Consider the following 23,243-nt stretch of genomic DNA (forward strand, 5'->3'; position numbering starts at 1 on the left):
TTGCCAGTTTTCGTCGCTTCTGTGCTACATTTCGTGCTACTTTTCGGTGCTGTAGCACCGATCAACGCATCTTCGTAGCACCGGAATCACTTCGCATGGCGACGATAACTAAGCATTTGAAATCAAACGGAGAATTATCCTACCGTGCTCAAGTGAGGGTCAAGCAGGGTGGGAAGATCGTCTTCAGCGAAGCCCGCAGCTTTCCCAGGGAACGGCTGGCGCGGGACTGGGCTGCACGGCTGGAACTCGAACTGAAGGGGCACGGCGCCATCGCCAGGCGCAAGATGGCCAAGGCTACCCTGGGGACGCTGATCGCCCGCTACGTGGCCGAGCTCGAACCGCACGGCAAGATCGGCCGGACCAAAGGCTACGTACTCGACAGCCTGCTGGCCCGTCCCATCGCCGACAAGGAAGCCCTGGCTCTCGACACACGCGACGTCATCCAGCATTGCCGCGACCGCCAGGCAGAAGGCGCCGGCCCGGCAACGGTACTGCACGACGTCAGCTATATGAAGTCGGTGCTCGAACACGCCAAGCGGGTCTGGGGCATGCCGGTCTCGGCACAGGCCGTGGACGACGCCATGGCAACGCTGCACCAGTTGCAACTGATAGGCAAAAGCCGCGCCCGCGACCGGCGCCCTACTCCCGACGAACTGGATCGCATCTTTGCCTGGCTCGAACTGCGGCAAAGCACAAGCAAGTCCTTCATCCCCCATGTTGATATCGTCCGCTTCGCCATCGCCAGTGGCATGCGCGCAGCCGAGATCGAGCGCCTGTTATGGGACGACCTCGACGAAGAGCGCCGGCTGATCCTGGTGCGCCAGCGCAAGGACCCACGCAACAAGGCGACAAACGATCAGTGGGTGCCGCTGCTGGGCGAAGCCTGGGATCTGGTCCAGGCCCAGCCACGAGATACGGACCGCGTCTTCCCGTACAACATCCGCTCGGTCGCCGCAGCATGGCAGCGAGCCTGCGTCGATCTCAACATCAACGACTTGCGGTTCCATGACCTGCGCCATGAAGGCATCAGCCGGCTATTCGAGGCAGGGTTGTCGATTCAGGAAGTGGCAATGGTGTCGGGGCACCGGAGCTGGAACAACCTCAAGCGGTACACACAACTGCGTCCAGAATCCCTGCACGACAGATTCGGGGCGCCGATCGCAACCAAGGAACCGCTGCCGGAAGGCGACGGCGAGGACCATGGCTGCTACCTGGGCGAATGGTCCTGCCAGGCTGACGTGCTGAACGCCTACAGGCTACGCCCGAAGGACGTCGCCGGCGTCGAGATCGTGTTTGCCGCAGCGTTTGAGGAAGAGAACCGCTTTGTGCTGTTCCGGGAGGATGGCAGGCTGTTCGAGGTTGCCAGCGGTGCTGACTGGCTGCCAGAGGCGACGACAGCCAACAGCATCAGGCACCGGGTGAAGACGGGGAAGATCGGGCGTAGCGGGAGGATGGATTTGTTTGCGTCGGAGTTGTTGGGGGTGCTGGAGGGAGGGCGGTAGATACGGTGAAATCTTTCCCCGACAGCCTACTAATGTATCCCGTGTAAAGCCCTCCCCTGCCAAGGTGCAACAGGAGCTGTCTATCTAGCAGCTTCCAGCGTCATCTCCATGGCACTCCGACTGCTCATGTGATACGTTCGTGAGTGATCGTGGCGCAATCTTCATTTTCTTTAAGGTGACCGTCGGGAGCGACGCATGCACATTTTAATCTAACATCAACTAAGTTTTGCTTTAGCTTCCGAGTGACAGAAAGACACCAAAATGAATGACTCTTTTGACGTTGTGCAAAAAAAACCATTGAATCTATTGGATTTAGATTCAAAAAACCCAAGATTTGGCCTTGACAGAAGTAAAATAGCAAATCAAACCGATATTCTTGATTTTATCGTTGATAACTTTGGTGTAGACGATGTTATTAGCTCACTTGCCTACAATGGTTATTTTGATGCAGAGCCTATTATTGCTAAAGCAGAAGATAATGGAAGATTCACTGTCATTGAAGGCAACCGCCGGCTTGCAGCATGCTTGATTTTATCAGGCTCGGAACGAGCGAAAAACCAAGCAAGAAGAACTAAAGAATTTGAAAACATTAAAAATGACGTTTGGGATGACAACACAGAGATTCCTGTTCATGTATATGAAAAGGGCCATGACCCAGTAAAGCTTCACTCTTACCTTGGCGTGAGGCATATCACATCAGCCAAAGCATGGGATTCATTTGCAAAGGCAGCGTGGATAAATGATGTTGTTTCAAGTGGCGCTATGACACTTGAGCAAATAAGTGAAGTTACCGGCGATAAAAACAGAACTATTCAGCGATTGCTTGAAGGTTACAATTTTATCCAACAGTTGGTAGACCAAGGTCGTTTCCACCCCGATGACAGCATAAGACGTGGCCGCGGAAGCAATCCTGAATTTCCATTCTCGTGGGTCTACACCCTACTTAACTATGGGCAAGTGAGAGATTGGTTAGAGATAGAAGGCAATAGTCCGACCGAAAAAAATCCGATCAAGGCACATCGGATCGACGATGCCAAAATGACAATGACGTATATGTTTGGCGATCGATCTACTGGCACGAGCCCGGCAATTAAAGATTCTCGCCAACTTGGATTATTGGCCAACGTTCTGGGCAGCCCGGCAAGACGAGAGCTGCTAAGCCAAGGTAAGTCCATAGAGCAAATCGAGGAGTTGGCTCGAGAACCTGTCGATCAATTGGCTCGATCTCTTGAGCAGGCAAGCGCAGCATTCACGCAAGCGATGAAGGTGATCTCAACAAGATCACTAACAGATAAAGAAGCGATGGCTATTGCTTCCTCAGCTAAGGATGTAGCTACGATGGGCGTGAATGTATTTAAGAGCCTTCAGTCTTACAGCGACCTCTCTTTCGATTAATACCATGCTAGTTTATAAAGATTCCTATACTTGGCAGGATAGAGGCTCGTTGCTTCAGACAGCAAGAAATGCTGATGAAGCTGAGTTGTTTGCAATTCTTAGAGGATCGACCCCAATAGACTCAGGAGTTAACGATGACATCATTGCAGATGTTCATCACGCGGATATTCATCACGCAGATAACCATCTTGATTTTTCTGATTGGTCATCTGAGGACTCTGCAATTGAAAATATTACCAGCCCCGTTATTGAAGAAATAGACCGTAGGGCATCTCTATTAGGTTGCGCATATCCTTTCTCTCGAAAAAAAGCATCATTATATTATAATGATTCTAAATCGCATATGTATGAATTCTGTTTAGCCATATCTTTACAGTCGGATATTTCATCAAAACCATGGAATCATTTTCCAATTCTTTTTGAATATGCCTCAGCCCAACTAGCGCAATATTTCTTAGGCCACTCGTCGTCATGCTATCGAACTGGTTGGCCTCCAAGCAACAAATCCATTAGGCCATCAAGATTTAAAGATTTAATTTCTATTCTGAACACAAGAACAAATGGCGAATTTGAATGGCGACCACAAGCACCACATGCAGTAGACTATAGCCCGCCTCACCAACACGTAAAAGACGAAGGAATGGATTTTATTGCATGGAAAGATTTTCCTGATAAACGGCTAGGCAATTTGATTCTTCTTGGTCAATGTGCCTGTGGCGACGATTGGGTTGATAAATTTGAGGACTTGAATGAAAAAAAAATAAGGCAATGGATTAATCCATTGCCTTCGGCAGGGTTTTTTAGAGTATTTTCAGTGCCGTTTCACATACCTGGCCATCATGTTTTTTCTCATGTCAATGCAATGGCTGGGTTAACATTTGATAGAGTAAGACTAACTAGATTGGCCGAAGAAAACTCCGTTGACTTCAATTCAAAATTTTCAGAATATATATTAAAAGCAATACATATGAAGCTTAATGCTTTCAAATAAAACAGAAGTTATCAACTTCTATCTCACTCCCAAATATTAGGTAAGCATTTTGCCACTGCCTCAAACAAAGGAGGCGGAACGGCATTGCCAACCACTTTATAACGATGCCTCAGTAAATTCGATAACTTTGATGATCCACTAGAGGAAAATTCAGGAAAGATCATGTCCCCCCCATGACTCGTATAATCACTTGTCATGCCTTGTAGTCGGGCAGCTTCACGAAAAGAAAAACGGCGAGCCGGCAAATCTTCTTTAAAGACCCACTTGTCCGTATGAATGCGCTCAAGCGAGGGGCTAATTGGGTGCAACGGCATATGTCGCATATGGCTGACAATAGTTTTACTTACCTCATCCCAGTCTCTACGACGGTTTCTTGATAGATAATACCAGTGAAATACATCTTCACAGAATTCACCTGTAGGCCAATCCGGCAACCCGGATAAAGCTTCACGAATGGTAACATAATCATGTTCACAGCCAGGACCATGTGTTGGCTGTGGGAAGCAATATTTTATCCCAAAGTCCTTTCTAATCCCAACAATAATAAGGCGCTTACGTTCCTGCGGCACGCCATATTCATGGGCTTTTAACTCTTTCCAAGTTACATCATAGCCATTCTCACCTGATTCTGAGAAAATTTTAAGCTGATCATCCAGCAAATGTTGATATGTAGAACGGCGCATGCCAGAAACATTCTCAACAATAAATGCTTTTGGCTGGATATACTCTAATGCGCGAGCAAATTCAATATAGAGATAATTAATTCTTCTGTTTGCTTCCCTAGCCCCGCCTTGGCTAAATCCTTGGCATGGATAACACCCGACCAGAAGCTCAGCTTTTGGGAAAAATTTTATATCCCGAACATCGCCCAAGACATAGTCTGTTTCTGGATGGTTGGCTACATAGGTATCCCTCGCATACTGAAGGACATCATTAGCCATCAGCACGTTGAAGCCAGCACGTATGACGCCAGCATCAGACCCACCGCAACCAGAAAAAAGTGACACTGCAGTTGGCATTTTGCCTCCAAATTTTTCTGCATTATATCTGAGCCAGTAGCCTTGCCACCCAGCAATCACAACTGGCTCTTCTCCCAGCAGTTCCTGGCCGCCTCACGTTGCCGGTCGATATGCCGAGCAAGATCATCCACATGCACGCAGACGGGGGCCTTCTGGCTGTTGTTCAACCTGAACGTCGGTACCGGTAGCTGATTGAGCCCGGCCAGCCGCCGGGCCTTCGCCGGCGACAGGCTGAAGTACTGTTCGCAGATCGCATCCAGCGGAATGACGGTCTTCTCGAACTGGGCCATGAGCAAAAGAGTCGTGTTCATGCATCATCACCCTTCATGCAGGAGCAGTCGCCACGCAACATTTCAGTGACTTTCTTCTCGTAGCTACCCGGAACCAGCTCGGAGGCTTGGCAACTCGGGCAAGGTTGTCTCTGATCCTCCCCTGTCCCGCCGCAGTACCAGCAGGGCTCTGGATCGGTGCCGTGCGGCACGTCGCGGCGGTCGGTCATCTCTGGCTCCCCGTCGTAGCACGTGAGCCACCAAGTGCCTGGGTCAGTCGACCATGAAACTGCCGCCACTTTTCCGCATCCGGTTCCAGTGCTGCGATCTGTGCCTGCAAGCTGGCGATCTGCTCGACCTGCTGCTCGATGAGGTCAAACAACCGCCGGCGGCGTGCGGGCCTTTTCTCCAGTTCAGCAATGCGGTCAAGCATGGCTATGACAACCGGCGGCGCCACTACAGCCACCAGTGCAGTCCATGGCTCCGTCGTGCATGCCGTCCTGATCTGCTTGGCTGTGTGGCCGGCGTAGGTGTGATCGGTCATGCCACGCCACCTTTCCCGCTGATGATGTCGTCCGCAGGCCCGGTTGTCTCGCCGCACTCAGGGCATAGCGGACCGAGCGGTGAACGGCCACCGAGATAGCGAGCATCGTCGCTGCTGCCGATCCAGTCGCAGGCGTTGCACTGGATGGTCTGTGGTGCCTCTGGCACGGCGGCGAGCATGGCGCTCGCATTCCATGCATCCTTACCGAACTGCCGCATGCCATCGCATGCAGTGCTCTGTTTGGACTGGAACCATGCGTTGTAAGCGGTGTCCTCGTTCGCGGCCGTCTGAGCGGTTGCCAGCTCCGGCCCCGGTTCGTCGGCACCCGGTACCCGAATCGGCACAAACTCAGCCTGACCCAGCCCGTACAGCAACGCGCCTGGCTGCTCAATCACCAGCAGCATCCAGTCGGCAGTCGGCGTCAGCCGAACCCAGTGCGGGCCTGGCTTCACCTGATTGGCGGTAAGTGTCATGCCAGTGCTGCCTGCTCAAGCGCGCAGCGCAGATACGGATCCAGATCCCCCTGCCCGGCCAGCCAGCGGCGGTAATCAACAGGCACGTCGGCGATCAACTCCCCCTTGTGCTTGCCAAATGGCATGGTACGCGGCACGCGGGCAGCTTCCGAGTGTTGCCACAGCTCGTCCAGCGTGGCCGGATTGCCAAGGCGGTCCAGGATGTGGGTCAGCAGGTGTGCCAGCATGAAGACGTCCGCAGCGGCACTGTGAGCATCGGCGGCGTACTGCCTAGCGAATCGCGGGTTGAGCATGTACAGCATGGCAGTCTGCTTGTGCGAGTCCGTTTCGGGCCATAGCGCGCGGCACAGTGCCAGCGTGTCGATCCGGCGTATAGCCGGGCGGCCGATGACGTTCCAGTCGAAGTCGATGTTGTGGCCAACCAGATATTGCACATCGTCTGGCAGCCGGAAGTCGGCCGACGGCGGGCAGTGTTCGAGGTCGTCGTCGGTAATGTGGTGGGTAGCCATCGCCCCGAACTCGATGGGGGTCGTCGGACGGAAGCGCTGGCAATAGGTGCCTTCGGTGCGCAACGGTGCCAGGCTGGTGACACGCATCCACGCGGCCTCGATGACCTGCGGCTCGTGCAGGCCGGTTGTTTCTGTGTCGAAAATCAGGGCTTTCATACAGGACTCCTTGTGGTTCGGGCGTGGCCCACGGGATAGCAGCCGAGTGGAAGCTATCCGGTAGGCCCAGCTTGAGCCGGGCATGAGTTCAGGAAAAGAGGCTGGCTGCGACCTTGACCCAGCCCACCGCCGCTATCGCGCCAGTAGCAAAGCCAAACCCGGCGCAGGTGGACAGGAAGACCAGCCTCAGCAGGAACACGATCACACCTTGCCGAAGTAGACCGGTACGCCCGACTCGGCCTTGATGCGCTCGATCATCTTTTCGGTCGCGCTTTCCAGTGCCTTGTCCGGGCGATTCAGGTCGTACCAGAGCTTGAGTTCGCCGCTATTGCGGTCGATGCGGAAACGCAGGAACGCTTCGATGAAGTAGGCATCGCCGCCAGCGAACGGCTGCAGGCCAAGGCCGAAGCGCTCGAACATTTCGAGCCGGCCCTTGGTGTTGTTGTCGCCTTCTTCGACGAACTCGAATTGCACTTGACCGTTCTGCACCCTGGTACTGCTGCGGAAGCGCACGGTGCTGGTCATTTCCAGATTGCTGGCGAATTCCAACAGGGCAGCAGCAGCCGGGTACTGGCGACTGGTATCGGCCGGATTCTGACTGGCGATATTGGCAATGTTGTCCTGCAGGAAGCGGGCGAATTCCTCCTGGCCCATCTTCTTGCCGTTATTTGCCAACCAGTTCGACCAGTCGACCGTTTTCAACGGTGCGTACAACGCGGTGAAGTCACAAAAGCCCGGTTCGACACCGGTGTGGCCGTTGATCACGGCCCTGAACTGCGTGCGCCCCTGTCCGTAGTCTGCGTCGACGATCAGTTGAGTCCCCCCCTCCTTATGCTCCTTGACGAATGTCAGCAGACTGTCGAGCTGGTGCAGCACCACGGAGCCGGTCTTGCGCAGCGGTTCCCAGCGGTAGCGCGTCAGCTCGTCATAGTTCCAGCCGCCATCGCTGCCAGGCAGCATCAGGACCGGCGTGCCAGCGATGTCGATCAGAAAGGGCTTGTTTGCAGCCTGGAGGGCAGATTCGACGATGTTCTTTTCAGTGTTCATGTGCGTGGGTGCTTTCAGTTTGGTGGTGGGAGAATCAGTTGCCGCCGACGACGCGCAACGTCGGGGATTCAGCAGGGGTCGCCTGCAGCGTCGGTGTGGTGGCTGGTGCGGACTTCAGTTCCAGATCACCCTGGCGCGGGTCTTGCCGCTGCAGCGAGCCGGACGGCGTAGCGAACATCAGTGTCCCGGTGCGCTTCTCCTGCGGCACCGTCTTCTTGATCTCGTCGGTCACCGTCACCACGGCGTCACCCTTGCTGGCTGGGTTGATGTCCAGCTTCAGCCACACGGCGCCCTTCTTGCCGGTGGCGAGCGAGGCGTTGACGACCTCGGCCAGGGTCTCGGTCAGCTCGGCCATCATCAGGCCGCCACGAATGTCGGCCAGTTGCTCGGTTGCGTTGCGCATGTGTTGCTCCTTCGGGATGGGTTAACGGATGGCCAGGCAGTCGTCGACGGCCTCACGCAGGGCAAAGGTCAGCGCCTTGCCGCGAGGCCAGCGGGCAAAACGGTCCAGGTGGATCACCCGGTGCGCCTTGATCCGTGCCCGGCTGTCAGGACACTTGGTCACGATCAGCAGCGCATGGGCCTGCCGGCCAGTGACCGGTTTGCGGGCAGGGACCTCACCATCCAGCACCTGCGCCACGGCGTGGTGGTGCTGCTCGGCAATCTGGGCAGCGACCCGCGCAGCGCAGGTCTTGCCACTGCCCTGCTCTCCAACGATTAGCAAAACGGGGGGCATTGAAAGCTCCTTGAGGGGGTCAAAAAGCGCCAACACGCGGGACCGCGTGGGCAAGCTCTGCCACGGCACACGCGGCAAAGAAAAATGCGGTAGCGAGGGCGCCACGCAGCAGGCTCAAGGCGCAGGGCGCGAGCACGTGGCCGGTAGCCAGCAGGAGGCGTTTCATCAGCTCACCCGCCTGAATACTGGAAAGACCGGGCGGCGGTGACGGCCGACGAAAACCGGGGCCTTGATGACCCAGCCGGTGCGGCGCAGTTCGCCGACCAGCTCATCGGTCAGCAGCAGGATGGTCATAGCCATGTCGACAACTCCTAAGCACGTTTTGTGTTTTTCAATTCAACACGGTTTGTGATTTAATTGTCAACACGTTTTGTGCTTCCCAGTTTCCCTGCGGCTAATCCGCCACAGTCAGCGCCTCGCCTTGACCGTGGCTTGCACCGGGCCTACCATCCACTCGTCACGTTCAATAGCGTGATACGGGCTTGGTCGCCTGGTGACGTAGGCGGACTCCGCCGCGCAAGCGGTTTTTTTGTGTCCGCAGCATGGTTATGCCCTCTATGGGCGGGCCGTGCGGGAGGGGGCAACCCCTGCCGGTCCTACGTCCGGTCGACCAACCCGCACGGTTCCGCTCACCCCGTTTGGTCGCGGGGTACGGAAATCACAATCCGTACGTAGGAGGTCTGTTATGACCAAGCTCCCCCAAGGTGTCCCTTCTGTCTTCGACTTCAACTTGCACCAGGTTCGTGTCATCACATTGGATGGTTTACCTTGGTTTGTTGCCTCGGACGTGGCTGCTGCATTGGAATACCGAGACGCTGCAAACATGGTTCGTAATCTGGATACAGATGAAGCTTCTACTCACATTGTGAGTACACCCACGACGAACCAGCATGGCTCATTCATGATTGAAAAAAGCGTGATCATCATCAACGAATCAGGCCTGTACTCAGCAATCCTCCGTAGCCGGAAACCAGAGGCTAAGCGCTTCAAAAAATGGGTAACGAACGAAGTACTGCCGGCAATTCGTCGTACTGGCAGCTATGGAGTGACCTACAGGATTCCGCCAGGGGACTTGGCAGTAGATGGGGTAGCGCTGGAGGATCTGCGGCACGAGCTTTGCTCGTTGCGAACTGTGGCACTGGAAGTATGTGATGTTCTTCAGTCGCTGACAGGAAACAACAGTGCCGGTTTGGTTGCAGAGCTGCGAGATAGCGCATCAGCCCTGCCCAGGCAATGGAACAACTTGAAGGCTTCTGGTGGTATTCGGGAGCCGATAGACTTGGCGAGCTAGCAAAAATTGAACTGCGCCCAAGACATGTGCTGTACTGGGCGCAGGCAAATTTTCTGTGTCTTCACACATGGCATTGCCCTCCACGGGCGGGCCTCGGCAAGAGAGAAAGCCTTGCCAGTACTATTTCTGGTCTACCAACCTATACAGTCCTACTCTACTCGTCAGCTCCCGAGACACGGAAATAGAGTTCTCATATAGGAATTTTAAATAAATTTTTACATCCTGTCTCATCCCTCACTTTACCTAGACGCTCCCACAAGGAAGATGCGTAATTGATTATATGCATAATTCGCAGAAAAATCGCGAAACAAAAAATTAAACCAATCTAATAGCAATTTAAATATAGCAACAACTTTCCTAATTTAAAAATATATAGGCACCCCGCTATTTTATATCATTTTATCTACTGCACCTCGGTATTCATTTATAACTGTCTGCAAATAATCACTGTACTGTATGATACTATTCAGCGCACCTACATATCTAGCAAAATCAAGCGTATTCACATGATCAAGCGTTCTATCTTTTCCTACATAAGAAGAGACGCTGACCGCAAATATTTCAAAATTTTCATACTCACCAATGAATATAGTAAATTTGGCAATACCTTCTGTAGGCATACACAACACCACTTCCGGTCTTTTAAACTGCAAAAGTTTTTTCGCTATTTGTTCTGCCTTATTCCCTGCAAGAGACAAGGTCATCTCATCTTTCTCAATACGCTTTATTATATTTTTGCAGGTAACTCCCAGCAATATGACCTCAGCAAAAAAAAAGTCCAATGTGGATTGAAGTTCTTTCCTTTTCAGAAAAGCAGAAACCTCTAGCGATCTCTTTGTCATTTCTGCAACATCTTTTTGTATTTCATTTGAATCTTCAACTGCTTTTTGGCTACGCCGAGCAGTTTCAATTACTATTATCAGCGTTGCAAATCCTAAAACAGGATTTATTATTCCTCCAAAGAAATCGCCAAAGGTTCCCCAATCACTCGTCTCATCAGAAAGGTGCAATCTTATAAACCTCATCCCGAAATATTCGCTATGAGAAATAAACTCAGCAAAAAAGCCGAACCAAAGAAAATAAGAAACGCTTAACACACCGGAGACAATTAAAACCAGACGCTTTATTTTTTTATATTCTTTCATAATAATCTTAGCTTTATTAAAATTTCTTTTCCAATATGATTTATTTTTTCAAGTGTCGCTATTAAACCACTTTTATCAAGACTGAAATAGTCACCCTCCGCGCCATACTATTTTTCCCAAAACTCTAACAAAAAACTCCCGCTCCCCTGTTGCATCAATATCCCGGTATTTAACTGAATTGTCACTATGCAAAATCAGCCCACCCGGCGCCTTGAAAATCCGCTTTATTAACCACTCATCTCCCAAGCAGACCGCATACACCTCACCATCCTTCGGTGCCGTGTCAGTGACATCAATCACCACCGTATCTCCAGCCGACAGATAAGGCTCCATGCTATCGCCTGCCATATACAGGGCCTTCAGATTACCGGGGACAAACCCCCGCTCATCCGCGTAGCTCTTGCGAAACGCCAACTGGTCATCTTCCCGGACGATCCAGTTCAATGCCCCGTCCGCCGACAGTTCCAGGTCGTAGCGGTCGATCAGCACATAGTCATCCTGGCTGAGTTCTTCGGCATGGTCGTAGGTAACGATGCGGCCAGCGCCAGTCAATTGCTCTTCCGGGCCGAACAGCATCTCTTTCACGGTCACGCCTAAAGCACGGGCGATCAGCTCCATGTCGTGCAGGGTGGGTTCGCGCGTATCGCGCTCATAGTTGCCGATGCGCGACTGCCCGTCCCATCCGCAGGCTTCGGCCAGTTGCTTCTGGGTCCAACCTTTTGTGTTTCTCAGGGTGGCGATGCGCTGTCCGAGTTTGATCATGTTTGACTCCATTACTGCATGAAGGGTGAAGCTATCACGCACCGTGTTTGCCAAAGGCGACGTTCCGTGTTTACAAAAATCACATACCGTGTTTTCATTGCCCGCATGAACCCCTCTCCTTCCTTCATCCGAGATGTCATTCAGGCGGCTGGCGGCGCACAGGCGATTGCCAGGCGTCGCGAGATCGGTCTGTCGGCCGTTCACAACTGGCCGCTGCGCGGCCGGATCCCGGCCGATCACTGCCCGACGCTGGAGCAAATGTGCGCGGGGACGTTCGTCTGCGAGCAGATGCGTCCGGATGTGGAGTGGTCGGTCATCCGTGGTCAGTCCACGGCGGTTTTCTCCTCTGCTGCTTGTCCTGACTCTTGAGCGGCAGTTCGCCGGTTCGCCCGGCGTTTTTTATTCATGCCTGCAGCGTAAGTCGTGGTGGGCGCGTTGAGAACCTTTGACGGTCTACGTTTCGGGCCGGGAGTGTAGGCAATGGGATTGCAGGACGCGATTAGGGCGGACGCCGACAGCTGGCCAGGGCTGCAGGAAGAGCTGAGCCGCACAGTCTGTGGCTCGGCTCAGGGGCTGCGCCACAAGCTGGTGGGCTACAAGGGCGCCAAGTTCTCGCCAGAGGAGCTGGCCATGCTGATGCTGGCGACAGGCAGCCGTCATACGGTGACTGCGCTGGCGCGGGAGCTCGGCGGCGTGTTCCTGCAACTGCCGCCGCTAACCAGTGGCGTGGACCTGTCGACGCTGGAAGCGGAATGCCAGGCAGTGACGATGCGACTGGCTGACATGTTCGCCGAGATCCACCAGGCCGTCGCGAATGACGGGCAGATCGACGGTGATGAACGCAAGCGCATCGAGGCGAGTTCACATGCGCTGCGCGAGCAGGTCCTGCGCTATCTGACGCTGTCCTTCCGGCTGTATGCACCGCTGGAGTCGCAATGACTGAGCCGCGCCGCCCTTTCCAGCTTCGGCGGTTAAAGGCGCAGGCGTGGCGAATCCGGTTCCTGCCGCCTGATCAGCAGCGGGAGGCAGGCAAGGCCCTGCTGAAAGCGATCAAGCATTACCTGGAAAGTTTGAGCGATGGCGCAGAACTACCGAGATCCGACGTTCGACATAGTAGCGGCCCGCGAAGCGGCCGCGCAGCGGGAAGCAGACAAAAAAATTGAGCAAGCCCGCCGAGAGGCGGAACGCCGCGCCGATCCACGCTACACGGCCATGCGGCGACGGAAGATTGCCCGACTGGTCAAGCGAGCCATGTCTGGCATACGAAAGTAGGCAGTAGACGGTTTCTTTTTCCTGGCGGCGCCAGCAGGCAATGCCAGCAGTACATGCAGTTCTTGGGGGCGAATCATGGGGGCGACGCTGGAAGGGGTATTGAACCAGTTCCGCGATAACAAGATGCCGGAGATCGGCGTGTCCGATCTGCGCGCCGACGGCAAGAAGCACATCTTCGGGCCGAAGCGGAAGGCGTTCTATCGCCTGTTCGAGTACGTGTCGCCCCGCACCGGTATGGTCTGGGTCAGTGGCACCTTCGGCCACAAGGATCAGTGGTGGAAGGTGGAACGCGAGGCGCTGGCGGATACGATGACACCCGAGGAGCGCGCTCAGGCCCAAGCGGAGTGGGCTCGCAAGGAGCAGGCACAAAGGGCCCGCCAGAAGCGGGTCCATGAACTCGCAGCCAGCCGTGCCCGACATCAGTGGGATCGTGCAAACAAGGGCGGGACCTCACCCTATCTGCAGCGCAAGCAGGTGGCCCGGCCGGAAAGCACTCGTTTCATGACGGACAAGGGCTGGGAGGGCTGGATCATCATTCCGTTGATCCGCTATGACGAGTCCCGGCTGGTCGGCGCCCAGAAGATCGCCCCCGCCAGACTGGAGGACGGCGGCGACAAGCGCTACAGCAAGGGTTTCGAGAAAGTCGGTGCTGCCTGCCGCCTGGGCGATGAACCAATGGATGGCGATGCGATTCTGATCGCCGAGGGCTACGCAACGGCGGCCAGCGGGCGCGAGGCAGTGGACTACGCGCACCCGGTCTATATGGCGATGGACAGCGGCAACCTGCCCCATGTGGCCCGGATCCTGCGAGCCAAGTATCCGAACAGCCCACTGCTGTTTCTGGCCGATGATGACTACCTGCCGAAGCGTGACGGCGAGCCGAACCATATAGGCATGCTCAAGGCCCGTCAGGCAGCGGCGGAAGCCGGCAACGCTGATCTGGTATTGCCCCGGTTCTCGGTCCGCCGGCGGGAAACGCGCGAGGACGACAGTCTGCCCGAGCTGACGGACTTCAACGATCTGCACTGTGCGGAAGGGATCGCGCCGGCCCGGGAACAGATCGCGGCGGCGATCGCCTCGCTGCTCTCCCCCACCCCGCTCAAGGAGACTGCGCCGGTACCTGCCGCCAACGACCCGGACGGGGGTGCGGGGAGTCTGGATGAAGCGGTGTCCGCTGAGCTGTACCGGCATTTCGCGCTGGTAGAGGGCAAGACGCGGGTTTTCGACCGGCGTACAGCGGTGGAATACAGCAAGGCGGCGTTGAAAGACCGCTTCGGTCGGGCTGCCGTCGATGCCTGGCTCGCGCGCGGCGACAAGCTGCTGATGACGCAGGCCGAAGTCTCTACTGTCAAGCGTGACCGGGCCGAGATCGAGCGTAAGACAGATGTCGAGCTGGTACCGATCATGCAGCGCTATGTCTATCTGGACGGCTCCAGCAATATCTGGGATGCGAAGCTCTACCGGGTGATCGATCAGGGGGCTGCCAAGCTGGCCATGGGCAGCTACTTCGATGTCTGGCGTGACAGCCCGGAGCGCAAGGTGCTGCCGTTCGATGCGATCCGCTTCGAGCCCGGTCGTGATCTGGGCCCGAATTACATCAACCTGTACCGTGGTTTGCCGCTGGTGCCGGTAATGCCTGCGGGCGACCTTCCGCGCGATCTGTGGGCGCTGCTACCACTGTTCCCCCAGTGCGAGGCGATTGTCGGCTTGCTGCAGCAGTTGTGCGGCTGGCGGCCGGCGGTCATCGAGTGGCTGCTCAACTGGATTGCGTATCCGCTCCAGCATGTCGGGGCAAAGATGGACTCGGCGGTGCTGATGCATGGTGACATTCACGGTTCGGGCAAGTCGATGTTCTGGGAGCTGTGCGTGAAGCCACTGTACGGCGAATACAGCACGACACTGGGACAGCACCAATTGGAAAGCCAGTACACATCCAGTCGCAGCCGGCGGCTGTTCATTCTGTTCGAGGAGGTATTCGCTTCCAATCAGAAGTACAGCCACACCGGGGTGCTGAAGCACATGATCACCGGCAAGACCCAGACGATCGAGAAGAAATTCGTGGACAGTTGGGAAGAGGAAAACCACCTGAATGCGGTATTCCTGTCCAATGCGATCCAGCCTTTCCATGTCGAGGCGCACGACCGCCGCTATCAGGTAGTCTGGCCAGCAGAGAAGCTGACCGAGAAGGTCAAGGCGGATGTGAGCTTTGAACTGGCCAATGGCGGACTCGAAGCGTTCTATGGTCTGCTGATGTCGGTACCGCTGACGTTGACGGTCGAGCGGGAGGAGCCGGTCAAGTTCGATCCGCACACCCAGCCGCTCATGACCCCGGAGAAAGCCCGGCTGATCCGCTATGGTTTGTCGGGCTGGGAGCTGTTCTGCTCCGAGTGGATGCGCGGCGATCTTCCCGCCCCCTTTGTGAGTTGTCTGGCGGATGATCTGGTGGCGGTATATCGCCACTGGTGCAACAGGTCGAGCGAAAAGGAAATGTCACGCAACAAGTTCGTGCAGGCGCTGGCGACCAAAGTACCCAAGGCACGACGCTGGTGGCGCTGGAAAGGCATGGGCAATGCGCGGCAAGCCCAGGTGTTCAAGGTCGGGCGGGAGGGTGCAGGCGTTGCTGAGATGGACTTTCTGGGCGACCATATCAACTGCTTCCGCGTTGCGGCGCGGGAGGCTGAAATAACCCTTCCCGAAGTAGCCTGATATGCAGCTTGTGCAGGGACTATGCAGGGTTCTGTGCAGGGCTGAAACCCAGTAACGAAGGGGGTTTGTGCAGCTTGTGCAGGGTAAACAGGTCACGTGCGGGTGCGCGTGGCCTTTTTTGTTTTCCCCCTACCCTTTTTCAATGTTTCAGGCGGGAGAAAAAATATCCACGCATGTATGAGAAATTACCCTGCACAGGCTGCATATCCTGCACAAAAGCCCGTCGTTACTGGATTTCGTGAACCCGGTTTGCTGCACATTACACTGCACAGCCCTGCACAAAGGGCGGCTCACTTTCTGGTGAAATTCCACGCGCCATGCTGTAATATATTGATTAATAAAACAAAGCCTGACTTGATTTGGCTAAAGGAGTCTCCAAGAGTCTTCACGGAGGCGAACGTGGTAAACCTGAATGATATTGATGAGGCCCTGCGGCTCTGGGCCGGCTATGTAGCCCGGCGAGAAGATGGTGGTCTCGGCTATGCGATGCAAAGCCTTTACCGGATGGTGGAGTCCGGCCCGGAACGGGCGGTCGGCTTCGGTATGGTGGTACCGTTTGCCGGCGTTCCGATCGATGTGCGCGACCCGGCCGAGCAGGAAAAGCTGGAACTGATCGAGCGGGTGGTCATGCGCGAGGTCACGCCATCGGTCAGGGTGGTTGTTCTGAGCTGGTATCTGGGGCGTGGGACTGTCGATCAGCGTGCCCGAGACCTGGGCACCACCCGGCGCACGCTCTACCGCTGGGTCGAGAATGCCAAGCTGGCAGTTGCGCAAAAAGTAGCCGCCATGCGCTATGGCGTTCGACAGACCGCATTCCCGATAGTGGCCGACCGCTACCGCCTGGCAGCGAACGATTAGCCGTTGACAGCCATGACACACTTTCGATAGCATCTAGGTACACTGTTTGTTTTTGCGTCCAACAAAAACCCGAGATTGCATGTCTCGGGTTTTTTGTGCCTGTCGCCTCCGCGCCCCGGTCGATCCATATCGTCGGGGCGCACCTCTTTATCGGGGGTCTCCCATGCGCATCGAAATGAAGGGCATCGAGACCCTGCACCGGGTGCTCGACAAACTGTCCGACGTCCAGCAGCGCCAGGTGCCGTTCGCCACCGCCAAGGCATTGAACGCGCTGGCCGAGCGGATCAGGATGGGCGAGCGCGCCGTGATGCGGCAGCGCTTTGACCGCCCGACCGGCTACACGATGGACAGCCTGTATATCCGCTATGCGAGCAAGTCCAAGCAGTACGCCGAGGTGAAGATCAAGGACTCGGCCTACAAGGCGGCACCGGCGGCGAACTGGCTGAATACAGAGATCGTCGGTGGGCCGCGCCGGCAGAAGCGCAGCGAGAAGGCGCTGTCCATCGCTGGGCTGGGCAGCTACTGGACGCCCGGGCCGGGTGCGGTCATGGATGGCTATGGCAACGTCGGGCGTGGCTTCATCGTCAAGATGCTGTCGGCACTCAAGGCGTTTGGTGAGCAGGGTTACATGGCGAACCGGTCGAAGAGCCAGCGCAGTCAACGCAAGGCACGCAACTTCGACATCTTCGTTGGTACGCCCAACGGGGAAGCGATGGGGGTATGGCAGCGCGTGGCCATGGGCCACGGCACCGCTCTGAAGCCGCTGATGTGGATTCAGAATGACGCGCCTGCGTACCGTATCCGCTTTCCGTTCGACAAGATCGCGGGCAACACCTTCAACGCGCACGCGCCTGCCGAGTTCGAGCGGGCGCTGCGCGAGGCCATGGCAACCGCGAGACCGTAGGTCGCCGGCGGCACCGGCCGGTGGGCTGGGAGGTCAGCGGGTCCTTCCCCCGCCTTCTCCCGACGCGGGTAATTCGAGCCGTGTTTTGGCGCTAGCCACGGGATTGCCAGGGACTTCCTTCCTTTTGCAATCCTAGTTTAGAGAAAACTACTGGCTGCTCTTATGCCACCTACCCACGCAACAGCACCAAGAGCTTCAAGGATGCTGATAGCCGCTGTTCCCCAAAAAATTTTTGATTTCTTGCTCGGCATCTTCGAGATCCATTTATTGATTTCCCGAAATGCATGGATAAAGAAAAAAGCACAAAGCATGTAAGCAAATAAAATCACGGCAACCGTAAGTATGCTGAAGTGAGCCGCTTGCACAGCCGGAATACTCAGCAAAGCTGTAATTATGCCTATCAATACCAAAGCCTCAGCGGTCCAGCTTCTGGTCATTTTCATCAGATCATTTGCAATAGCATCCGTGCTCATTTCCGCACCATCCAATTGAAATCATCAAGAAAAACCATGGTTATCCAGAATGGGCAAACTCGTCAACAAACGCGAACTCGCGCAGATCCTCGGCGTGTCCGAACGGACGCTGACCGAGTGGCAGCGTGACGGCCTGCCGATCGTGATCAACGCCGGCCGTGGCGCGTCCAACCAGTACGACACCGCGGCCGTCATCCAGTGGCGCATCGCCCGCGAGGTCAACGGCGCCAGCAAGGAAAGTCCGAAGGACCGCCTCGACCGCTTGCGCGGCGACCAGGTCGAGCTGGAACTGGCCGAAACCCGGCGGCAACTGGTCAACCTGGCCGAGATCGAGCCGGCGCTGGGCCAGTATTTTTCCGATGCCGTTGCGCTGATGGCCTCGATGCCCGACAAGTACGCGCCGCTGCTGAGCGAAGTGGCAACCGATCCCGATGCCATCCACGCCGCGCTCGAAGACCTGATTGAAGAACTGCGCCAGCAACTGGGTGACTATGAATTCCGCAACGACACTGATCGTGGCGCTGCTGAAGAAGCTGATGCGCCCGCCGCCCAAGATCAGCCCGGCTGAGTGGGCAACCACATACCGGCGCATGAGCGCCAAGGAATCGGCCTTTGTGGGCCGATTTTCGTTTTACCTGAACCCGTATTTCGAGTGGTTCCTGACCGAGATGATGCGACGCGACGTGACTCGCGGCGTGTGCCGGAAATCCGCCCAGGTCGGCTGGACCCAGGCCGTGATTCTCAACCTGCTGGGCTGGCTGATCCAGATCCGCAAGGGCACCGCCATCGTCATGTTCCCGAAGGAAGGGGCGGCGCAGGCATTCAACCTGGAAAAATTCGAACCGATGGTCGAAGGCACGCCCGAGCTGGCCGAGATCATCCCGACCAAGGGCCGGTCGAAGGACGTCAAGCAACTGTTCAAGAACTTCCTCGGCGGCTTCCTGAAGTTCGTCGGCTCGAACTCGATCTCCGACGTCAAATCGACCTCGGCCCGCTACCTGGTGGTCGAGGAACCGGACGACTGCAACCTGAACCTGCGCGGCCAGGGCGACGCCATCGCCCTGCTCGAAGAACGCGGCAAGACTTTCCGCGACGCCAAGCTCTTGATCGGCGGCACCCCGTCGATCAAGGAAGTGTCGTCGATCGACCGCGAGTTCGAGCAGAGCAACCGCTGTTACTGGCACGTCCCCTGCCCCGACTGTGGCGAATACCAGCCGCTGCGCTGGGAACAGGTGAAGTGGGAAAAAGACCCGCAGCAGCATGACCCGCTGTACGGCCACCACCGGCCCGACACCGCACGCTACTGCTGCGAGCACTGCGGCAGCCTGTGGAACGACGCGCAGAAAAACGCGGCGATCCGCGCCGGCAAGCCGGTCGAAACCGCGCCGTTCCGCGGCGTACTCGGGCTGGCGCTGAACGAGCTGTACAGCCAGATGCACGCCAGCCGGCTATCCGAACTGGTGGCGAAGTTCATCAAGGCAAACACCAAGCTGCGCACCGGTAACGCCAACGAGATGATCGTTTTCTACAACGCCACGCTTGGCGAGAGCTGGGAATTCAAGGACGGCCAGGCCAAGCCAGACGAACTGCGCGAACGCGGGCTCGACTACCCGCCGATGACCATCCCGCGTGGCGGGCTGATCCTGACCGCCGGCGTCGACGTGCAGACCGCACAGGGCGGCTGGCTGTCGGTCACCCTGCGCGCCTGGGGCCGTGGCGAAGAAAGCTGGCAGGTGCAATGGACCGACATCGCCGGCAACCCGCTCGACACCGAACCGCGCGACAACGACGGAAAGCGCCTCGACAGCGTATGGGACAAGCTCGACAAACTGCTGTTCACCCCGCTACGTCACGTCGACGGCTTCTACGTGCGGATCTCCGCCATCTCGATCGACTCCGGCGACGGCAACACCTCGGACGCCGTCTATGGCTGGGTGCGCAGCCGCCGGCGCCGCTATCCGGGCATCGAGATCATGGCCATCAAGGGCGCCAAGGCTGCCGGTGCGGAAATCTTCAGCCGCCCGCGGCCCTCGCTGGATACCGACTACCGCAACAGCAAGGTCAGCAAATACGGGCTGCGCGTGTTCATGGTCGGTACCGCAAAAGCCAAGGACCTGCTGATCGGCCCGAAAGGGCGGTTGACGCTCGACGGCTACGGCCCGGCGCGCTTTCACTTCTCGCGCCATGTGCGCAGCGACTACTGCGAGCAGTTGCTGGCCGAGCGCAAGGTGCCCAAGCGCGGCGCCGCCGGCTACAGCGACGAAATGGTGTGGCAGAAAGTGCCGGGCGCACGCAACGAAGCGCTGGACACCGAGGTGTACGCGCTGCATGCGGCGCGGGCAGTCAAGGTTCACCTGAAGTCGGATGCCGACTGGGACCGGATCGACCAGAACCTGCGCCAGTCGCCGCTGTTCGACGAACCGGTCGCCACCGCACCGGTCACCGACGAACCGCCCGACCCCGAAGACAACGACGACGACTTCGAGCCGCTGGAAGCAAGCTCGATGCTGGAGGACTGATGGATACCACCCTGCTGCGCAATCGCCTGATCGAGGCCGAAACCGCGCGCCACAAACTGCTGACCGGCTCGATGCGCGAACGCATCAGCCGCGGCGGTACCGACATCACTTACACCCGGGCCGACATCGGCAAGCTCGACCGCTACATCACTGACCTGCGGGCCGACATCGCCAAGGCCGAAGGACGCGGCAGTGGCCGCCGCGCCCTGAACATCCACTTCTGAGAGGACACACATGGGACAACGCACCCGAAAACGGCTGGAGAAATCGCCCATGCCGCGCCTCGGCGCCGTGTCCCACCAGGGCGCGTCGACCACCAGCCAGCAACTGGCCAGTTGGCTGCCGATCCGCGCCAGCGCCGACGCCGACCTGCTGCCGGAACTCGGCACCCTGGTGTCACGCAGCCGCGACCTGACCCGGAACAACGGCATCGCCGCCGCCGGCGTGCAGACCCTGGTCGACAACGTCGTCGGCGTCGGCCTGCGACTGTCGGCACTGCCGGACTACCGCGCCCTGGGCCAGAGCGCCGAATGGGCAATGGACTGGCAGCGCACCACCGAACGGCTGTGGCGAGAGTGGGCCGACAGCCCGCATTGCGATGCCGCCTGCACGCTGAACTTCGCCGGCCTGACCGAGCTGATGTTCCGCTCGCAGGTCATGAACGGCGACGCCGTGGCGCTGCCGCTGTGGCTGCCGCGTCCCGGCTCGCGCTTCGCCTCCTGCCTGCAGGTGGTCGAGTCCGACCGGCTGAGCAACCCGGGCGGGCAAGTGGACAGCGCTACCCTGCGCGGCGGCATCGAGCACGACACCTACGGCGCGCCGCAGGCGTATCACATCCGGCAGAGCCATCCCGGCGACTACCTGATGGGGATGATCGGCGACACCGGCGTCTGGCAGCGCATCCCGGCGCGAACCGCGTGGGGCCGGCGGCGCGTGATCCACCTGCACGACAAGGAGCGCTCCGGCCAGTCACGCGGCAAGCCGGTCATCTCGGCGGTGATCCAGCAATTCAAGATGCTGGACAAGTATTCCGGTGCCGAGCTGGACGCGGCAGTGATCAACGCCATGATGGCCGCGTTCATCGAAACCGAGATGAGCAGCGAAGACCTGTTCGAGCTGATGGGCGGCACGGCAGAAGGCATGGACAAGGAAATCCGCAAGCGCAACCGCGGCCGACCCCGGCTGAAACCCGGCGCCATCATCCCGCTGTACCCGGGCGAGAAAATGTCGCCGTTCATGCCGGCGCGGCCGGCCGCACAGTTCGAGGCATTCACCGTCGCCGTCATGCGCCATATCGCCGCATCGATGGGCCTGCCCTACGAGCTGCTGCTGAAGGACTTCAGCAAGACCAACTACTCCAGTGCGCGGGCCGCGCTGCTGGAAGCCTGGCGCACCTTCCGTGGCCGGCGCGAAAAGCTGGCCGACTACTGGGCACAGCCGTGCTACGAGCTGTGGCTGGAAGAAGCGGTCAATGCCGGCCTGATCGACGCCCCCGGCTTCTATGAACACCGCGCGGCCTACTGCCGCAGCAAGTGGATCGGCCCCGGTCGCGGCTGGGTGGACCCGGTCAAGGAAGCCCAGGCGGCGCAGATCCGCATGAACGCCGGCATCAGCACACTGGAGGCCGAGTGCGCCGAGCAAGGACTGGACTGGGAAGAAGTGCTCGAACAGCGGGCGCGGGAACTCACCCGGCTGCGCGAACTCGGCATTGACCCGGCCTCACTGGCCGCCGTCGCCCCGGTGACCTTTGTCGAAAACCAGAACGTGAAAGGCGCCGATGACGGACAAGGCCCAGGCAGCACTGCTTAAGTTCGGCACCGTGGTCAGCGTGACCGACGCCGGCCGCATCTGCGTGCGCTTCGACGACCTCGACGGCATGGTCAGCCAGCCGCTGAAAGTCATCGTGCCGCGTGCACACCGTGACAAGGCACACCACGCGCCGGACGAAGGCGCGCTGGTCGCCTGCGTGGTCGACGAAAACATCGAGGACGGCGTCGTGCTCGGCGAGGTCTACAGCGACGTCGACGCCCCGGCCACCAGCAACCCGGCGCTGTGGCACTGGAAGATGGCCGACGGCAGCGAATTCGAGTTCGACCGCGACAGCGGCCGGCTGCGGATCAAGACCAGCAGCGACATCAGCGTCGAAACCTCGGCCGCTGCCAGCCTCAAGGCCGCGACCGACATCACCCTCGACGCGCCGCTGGTCAAGGTCAGCAACAACCTGGAAATCGGCGGCGGCATTACCCAGGGCGGCGGCGCGGGCGGCAAGGCCGTGTTCAACGGCCTGGTGGAAACCCTCGCCGACTTCGTTGCCCGCGGCAAATCGTTCCTCGGTCACCGCCACCAGGAGAACGGTGCCGGCAGCCAGACCGACCCGCCGGGCTGAGGCCGTACGCGCCCCCCTGCGGAACATACCTGTGGCATTGATAACAACAGGAAAGACATGCCATGAAATTCGAACAAGCCCTCAACGACGCCCGCGACGGCAAGCTCATTGCCCGCGCCGACTGGCCCGCCAGCCGGGCCCTGGCCCTGCAACTGCACTGGCGCGTGGGCGAACAGGTTCGCGCCAGCGGCTACCTCGCCACGCTGACCGGCCAGCGCTACCTGCCGGCCGACGATGACCTGTCTGCCGAGGACTGGCTCAGCGCCCGTTGACCCTCTTCACCACT

27 protein-coding genes and 2 pseudogenes are annotated in these 23,243 nt (G+C 57.8%); 17 read left to right on the top strand and 12 right to left on the bottom strand.

Features of this window, described 5'->3' with window-relative positions; translation table 11 throughout:
* The first annotated feature begins 95 nt into the window (after positions 1 to 95).
* From ACYVG8_RS06270 to ACYVG8_RS06280, 3 genes are all read left to right on the top strand, one after another.
* On the top strand, positions 96 to 1,502 hold the full coding sequence (locus ACYVG8_RS06270; RefSeq protein ID WP_460745195.1) for a tyrosine-type recombinase/integrase: 1,407 nt from the start codon (positions 96 to 98) through the stop codon (positions 1,500 to 1,502).
* A gap of 261 nt (positions 1,503 to 1,763) precedes the next feature.
* Positions 1,764 to 2,897: a hypothetical protein gene (locus ACYVG8_RS06275; protein ID WP_460745197.1), complete on the top strand. Its 1,134-nt coding sequence runs from the start codon at positions 1,764 to 1,766 to the stop codon at positions 2,895 to 2,897.
* Positions 2,898 to 2,901: 4 nt separating this feature from the next.
* The gene (locus ACYVG8_RS06280) at positions 2,902 to 3,888 is read left to right on the top strand and encodes a hypothetical protein (protein ID WP_460745199.1); all 987 of its coding nucleotides are present in this window, start codon (positions 2,902 to 2,904) and stop codon (positions 3,886 to 3,888) included.
* 23 nt (positions 3,889 to 3,911) lie between these two features.
* Here ACYVG8_RS06280 and ACYVG8_RS06285 read toward each other — a convergent pair whose 3' ends face one another.
* From ACYVG8_RS06285 to ACYVG8_RS06325, 9 genes are all read right to left on the bottom strand, one after another.
* Positions 3,912 to 4,907, bottom strand: coding sequence for a DNA cytosine methyltransferase (locus ACYVG8_RS06285; protein WP_460745200.1), 996 nt, complete (start codon positions 4,905 to 4,907; stop codon positions 3,912 to 3,914).
* Between the two features lie 56 nt (positions 4,908 to 4,963).
* Entirely contained in the window at positions 4,964 to 5,218 is a 255-nt protein-coding gene (locus tag ACYVG8_RS06290; protein ID WP_460745201.1) for a pyocin activator PrtN family protein, read from the bottom strand.
* 184 nt (positions 5,219 to 5,402) lie between these two features.
* Positions 5,403 to 5,720 (bottom strand): hypothetical protein, encoded by a 318-nt coding sequence (locus ACYVG8_RS06295; protein WP_460745202.1) that lies wholly within the window; start codon positions 5,718 to 5,720, stop codon positions 5,403 to 5,405.
* Positions 5,717 to 6,193 (bottom strand): hypothetical protein, encoded by a 477-nt coding sequence (locus ACYVG8_RS06300; RefSeq protein ID WP_460745203.1) that lies wholly within the window; start codon positions 6,191 to 6,193, stop codon positions 5,717 to 5,719. Before ACYVG8_RS06300 ends, ACYVG8_RS06295 begins: the two co-directional genes overlap by 4 nt.
* A complete protein-coding gene (locus ACYVG8_RS06305) occupies positions 6,190 to 6,858 on the bottom strand; it encodes a putative quorum-sensing-regulated virulence factor (RefSeq protein ID WP_028499669.1) in 669 nt (222 codons plus the stop codon). Before ACYVG8_RS06305 ends, ACYVG8_RS06300 begins: the two co-directional genes overlap by 4 nt.
* 201 nt (positions 6,859 to 7,059) lie before the next feature.
* Entirely contained in the window at positions 7,060 to 7,905 is an 846-nt protein-coding gene (locus ACYVG8_RS06310; protein ID WP_460745204.1) for a DUF2303 family protein, read from the bottom strand.
* Between the two features lie 34 nt (positions 7,906 to 7,939).
* Complete coding sequence (locus tag ACYVG8_RS06315) at positions 7,940 to 8,308, bottom strand: hypothetical protein (RefSeq protein ID WP_051528925.1); 369 nt, start codon at positions 8,306 to 8,308, stop codon at positions 7,940 to 7,942.
* A 21-nt stretch (positions 8,309 to 8,329) separates the two neighbouring features.
* Positions 8,330 to 8,641 (bottom strand): hypothetical protein, encoded by a 312-nt coding sequence (locus tag ACYVG8_RS06320; protein ID WP_460745205.1) that lies wholly within the window; start codon positions 8,639 to 8,641, stop codon positions 8,330 to 8,332.
* Between the two features lie 165 nt (positions 8,642 to 8,806).
* The gene (locus tag ACYVG8_RS06325) at positions 8,807 to 8,941 is read right to left on the bottom strand and encodes a hypothetical protein (protein ID WP_460745206.1); all 135 of its coding nucleotides are present in this window, start codon (positions 8,939 to 8,941) and stop codon (positions 8,807 to 8,809) included.
* 385 nt (positions 8,942 to 9,326) lie between these two features.
* Here ACYVG8_RS06325 and ACYVG8_RS06330 point away from each other — a divergent pair, with 385 nt between their 5' ends.
* Positions 9,327 to 9,932, top strand: a complete 606-nt coding sequence (locus ACYVG8_RS06330; protein WP_460745207.1) for a BRO-N domain-containing protein — start codon at positions 9,327 to 9,329, stop codon at positions 9,930 to 9,932.
* 389 nt (positions 9,933 to 10,321) lie between these two features.
* Here the strand turns inward: ACYVG8_RS06330 and ACYVG8_RS06335 are convergent, their stop codons facing one another.
* Positions 10,322 to 11,077, bottom strand: a complete 756-nt coding sequence (locus tag ACYVG8_RS06335) for a hypothetical protein (protein ID WP_460745208.1) — start codon at positions 11,075 to 11,077, stop codon at positions 10,322 to 10,324.
* A 90-nt stretch (positions 11,078 to 11,167) separates the two neighbouring features.
* Complete coding sequence (locus ACYVG8_RS06340; RefSeq protein ID WP_460745209.1) at positions 11,168 to 11,839, bottom strand: XRE family transcriptional regulator; 672 nt, start codon at positions 11,837 to 11,839, stop codon at positions 11,168 to 11,170.
* Between the two features lie 66 nt (positions 11,840 to 11,905).
* On the opposite strand from ACYVG8_RS06340, the gene ACYVG8_RS06345 reads away from it, so the two are divergent.
* The 6 genes from ACYVG8_RS06345 to ACYVG8_RS06370 all read left to right on the top strand — a co-directional run bounded on the left by ACYVG8_RS06345 (position 11,906) and on the right by ACYVG8_RS06370 (position 17,579).
* Complete coding sequence (locus ACYVG8_RS06345; protein ID WP_460745210.1) at positions 11,906 to 12,208, top strand: YdaS family helix-turn-helix protein; 303 nt, start codon at positions 11,906 to 11,908, stop codon at positions 12,206 to 12,208.
* 111 nt (positions 12,209 to 12,319) lie between these two features.
* Positions 12,320 to 12,778, top strand: a complete 459-nt coding sequence (locus ACYVG8_RS06350; protein WP_460745211.1) for a phage regulatory CII family protein — start codon at positions 12,320 to 12,322, stop codon at positions 12,776 to 12,778.
* Positions 12,779 to 12,916: 138 nt separating this feature from the next.
* A complete protein-coding gene (locus ACYVG8_RS06355) occupies positions 12,917 to 13,111 on the top strand; it encodes a hypothetical protein (protein WP_036386988.1) in 195 nt (64 codons plus the stop codon).
* 75 nt (positions 13,112 to 13,186) lie between these two features.
* A complete protein-coding gene (locus ACYVG8_RS06360; RefSeq protein WP_460745212.1) occupies positions 13,187 to 15,817 on the top strand; it encodes a DUF5906 domain-containing protein in 2,631 nt (876 codons plus the stop codon).
* A gap of 486 nt (positions 15,818 to 16,303) precedes the next feature.
* A complete protein-coding gene (locus tag ACYVG8_RS06365; RefSeq protein WP_460745214.1) occupies positions 16,304 to 16,675 on the top strand; it encodes a hypothetical protein in 372 nt (123 codons plus the stop codon).
* 163 nt (positions 16,676 to 16,838) lie between these two features.
* Positions 16,839 to 17,579 (top strand): hypothetical protein, encoded by a 741-nt coding sequence (locus ACYVG8_RS06370; RefSeq protein WP_460745215.1) that lies wholly within the window; start codon positions 16,839 to 16,841, stop codon positions 17,577 to 17,579.
* 137 nt (positions 17,580 to 17,716) lie between these two features.
* On the opposite strand, the gene ACYVG8_RS06375 is transcribed toward ACYVG8_RS06370, so the two are convergent.
* Positions 17,717 to 18,052: a hypothetical protein gene (locus ACYVG8_RS06375; protein ID WP_156952615.1), complete on the bottom strand. Its 336-nt coding sequence runs from the start codon at positions 18,050 to 18,052 to the stop codon at positions 17,717 to 17,719.
* 49 nt (positions 18,053 to 18,101) lie between these two features.
* On the opposite strand from ACYVG8_RS06375, the gene ACYVG8_RS06380 reads away from it, so the two are divergent.
* The 7 genes and pseudogenes from ACYVG8_RS06380 to ACYVG8_RS06410 all read left to right on the top strand — a co-directional run bounded on the left by ACYVG8_RS06380 (position 18,102) and on the right by ACYVG8_RS06410 (position 23,229).
* Positions 18,102 to 18,620 carry a terminase small subunit gene (locus ACYVG8_RS06380; protein WP_028500653.1) on the top strand — a complete coding sequence of 173 codons (519 nt, stop codon included), beginning with the start codon at positions 18,102 to 18,104 and terminating at the stop codon, positions 18,618 to 18,620.
* 22 nt (positions 18,621 to 18,642) lie between these two features.
* Positions 18,643 to 19,410, top strand: a pseudogene (locus tag ACYVG8_RS06385) (phage terminase large subunit family protein); the annotation flags it as partial.
* A 57-nt stretch (positions 19,411 to 19,467) separates the two neighbouring features.
* A pseudogene (locus tag ACYVG8_RS06390) lies at positions 19,468 to 20,571 on the top strand (terminase gpA endonuclease subunit); the annotation flags it as partial.
* Positions 20,571 to 20,795, top strand: coding sequence for a gpW family head-tail joining protein (gene gpW, locus ACYVG8_RS06395; protein ID WP_084300417.1), 225 nt, complete (start codon positions 20,571 to 20,573; stop codon positions 20,793 to 20,795). The pseudogene ACYVG8_RS06390 and the gene gpW, both read left to right, overlap by 1 nt.
* Positions 20,796 to 20,805: 10 nt before the next feature.
* Positions 20,806 to 22,380 carry a phage portal protein gene (locus ACYVG8_RS06400; RefSeq protein ID WP_028500650.1) on the top strand — a complete coding sequence of 525 codons (1,575 nt, stop codon included), beginning with the start codon at positions 20,806 to 20,808 and terminating at the stop codon, positions 22,378 to 22,380.
* Positions 22,349 to 22,957 (top strand): phage baseplate assembly protein V, encoded by a 609-nt coding sequence (locus tag ACYVG8_RS06405; protein WP_028500649.1) that lies wholly within the window; start codon positions 22,349 to 22,351, stop codon positions 22,955 to 22,957. The genes ACYVG8_RS06400 and ACYVG8_RS06405 overlap by 32 nt, the downstream gene beginning before the upstream one ends.
* 62 nt (positions 22,958 to 23,019) lie before the next feature.
* Entirely contained in the window at positions 23,020 to 23,229 is a 210-nt protein-coding gene (locus ACYVG8_RS06410; RefSeq protein WP_028500648.1) for a Thoeris anti-defense Tad2 family protein, read from the top strand.
* The last annotated feature ends 14 nt before the right edge of the window (positions 23,230 to 23,243 follow it).

This window comes from Microvirgula curvata, assembly GCF_054781615.1.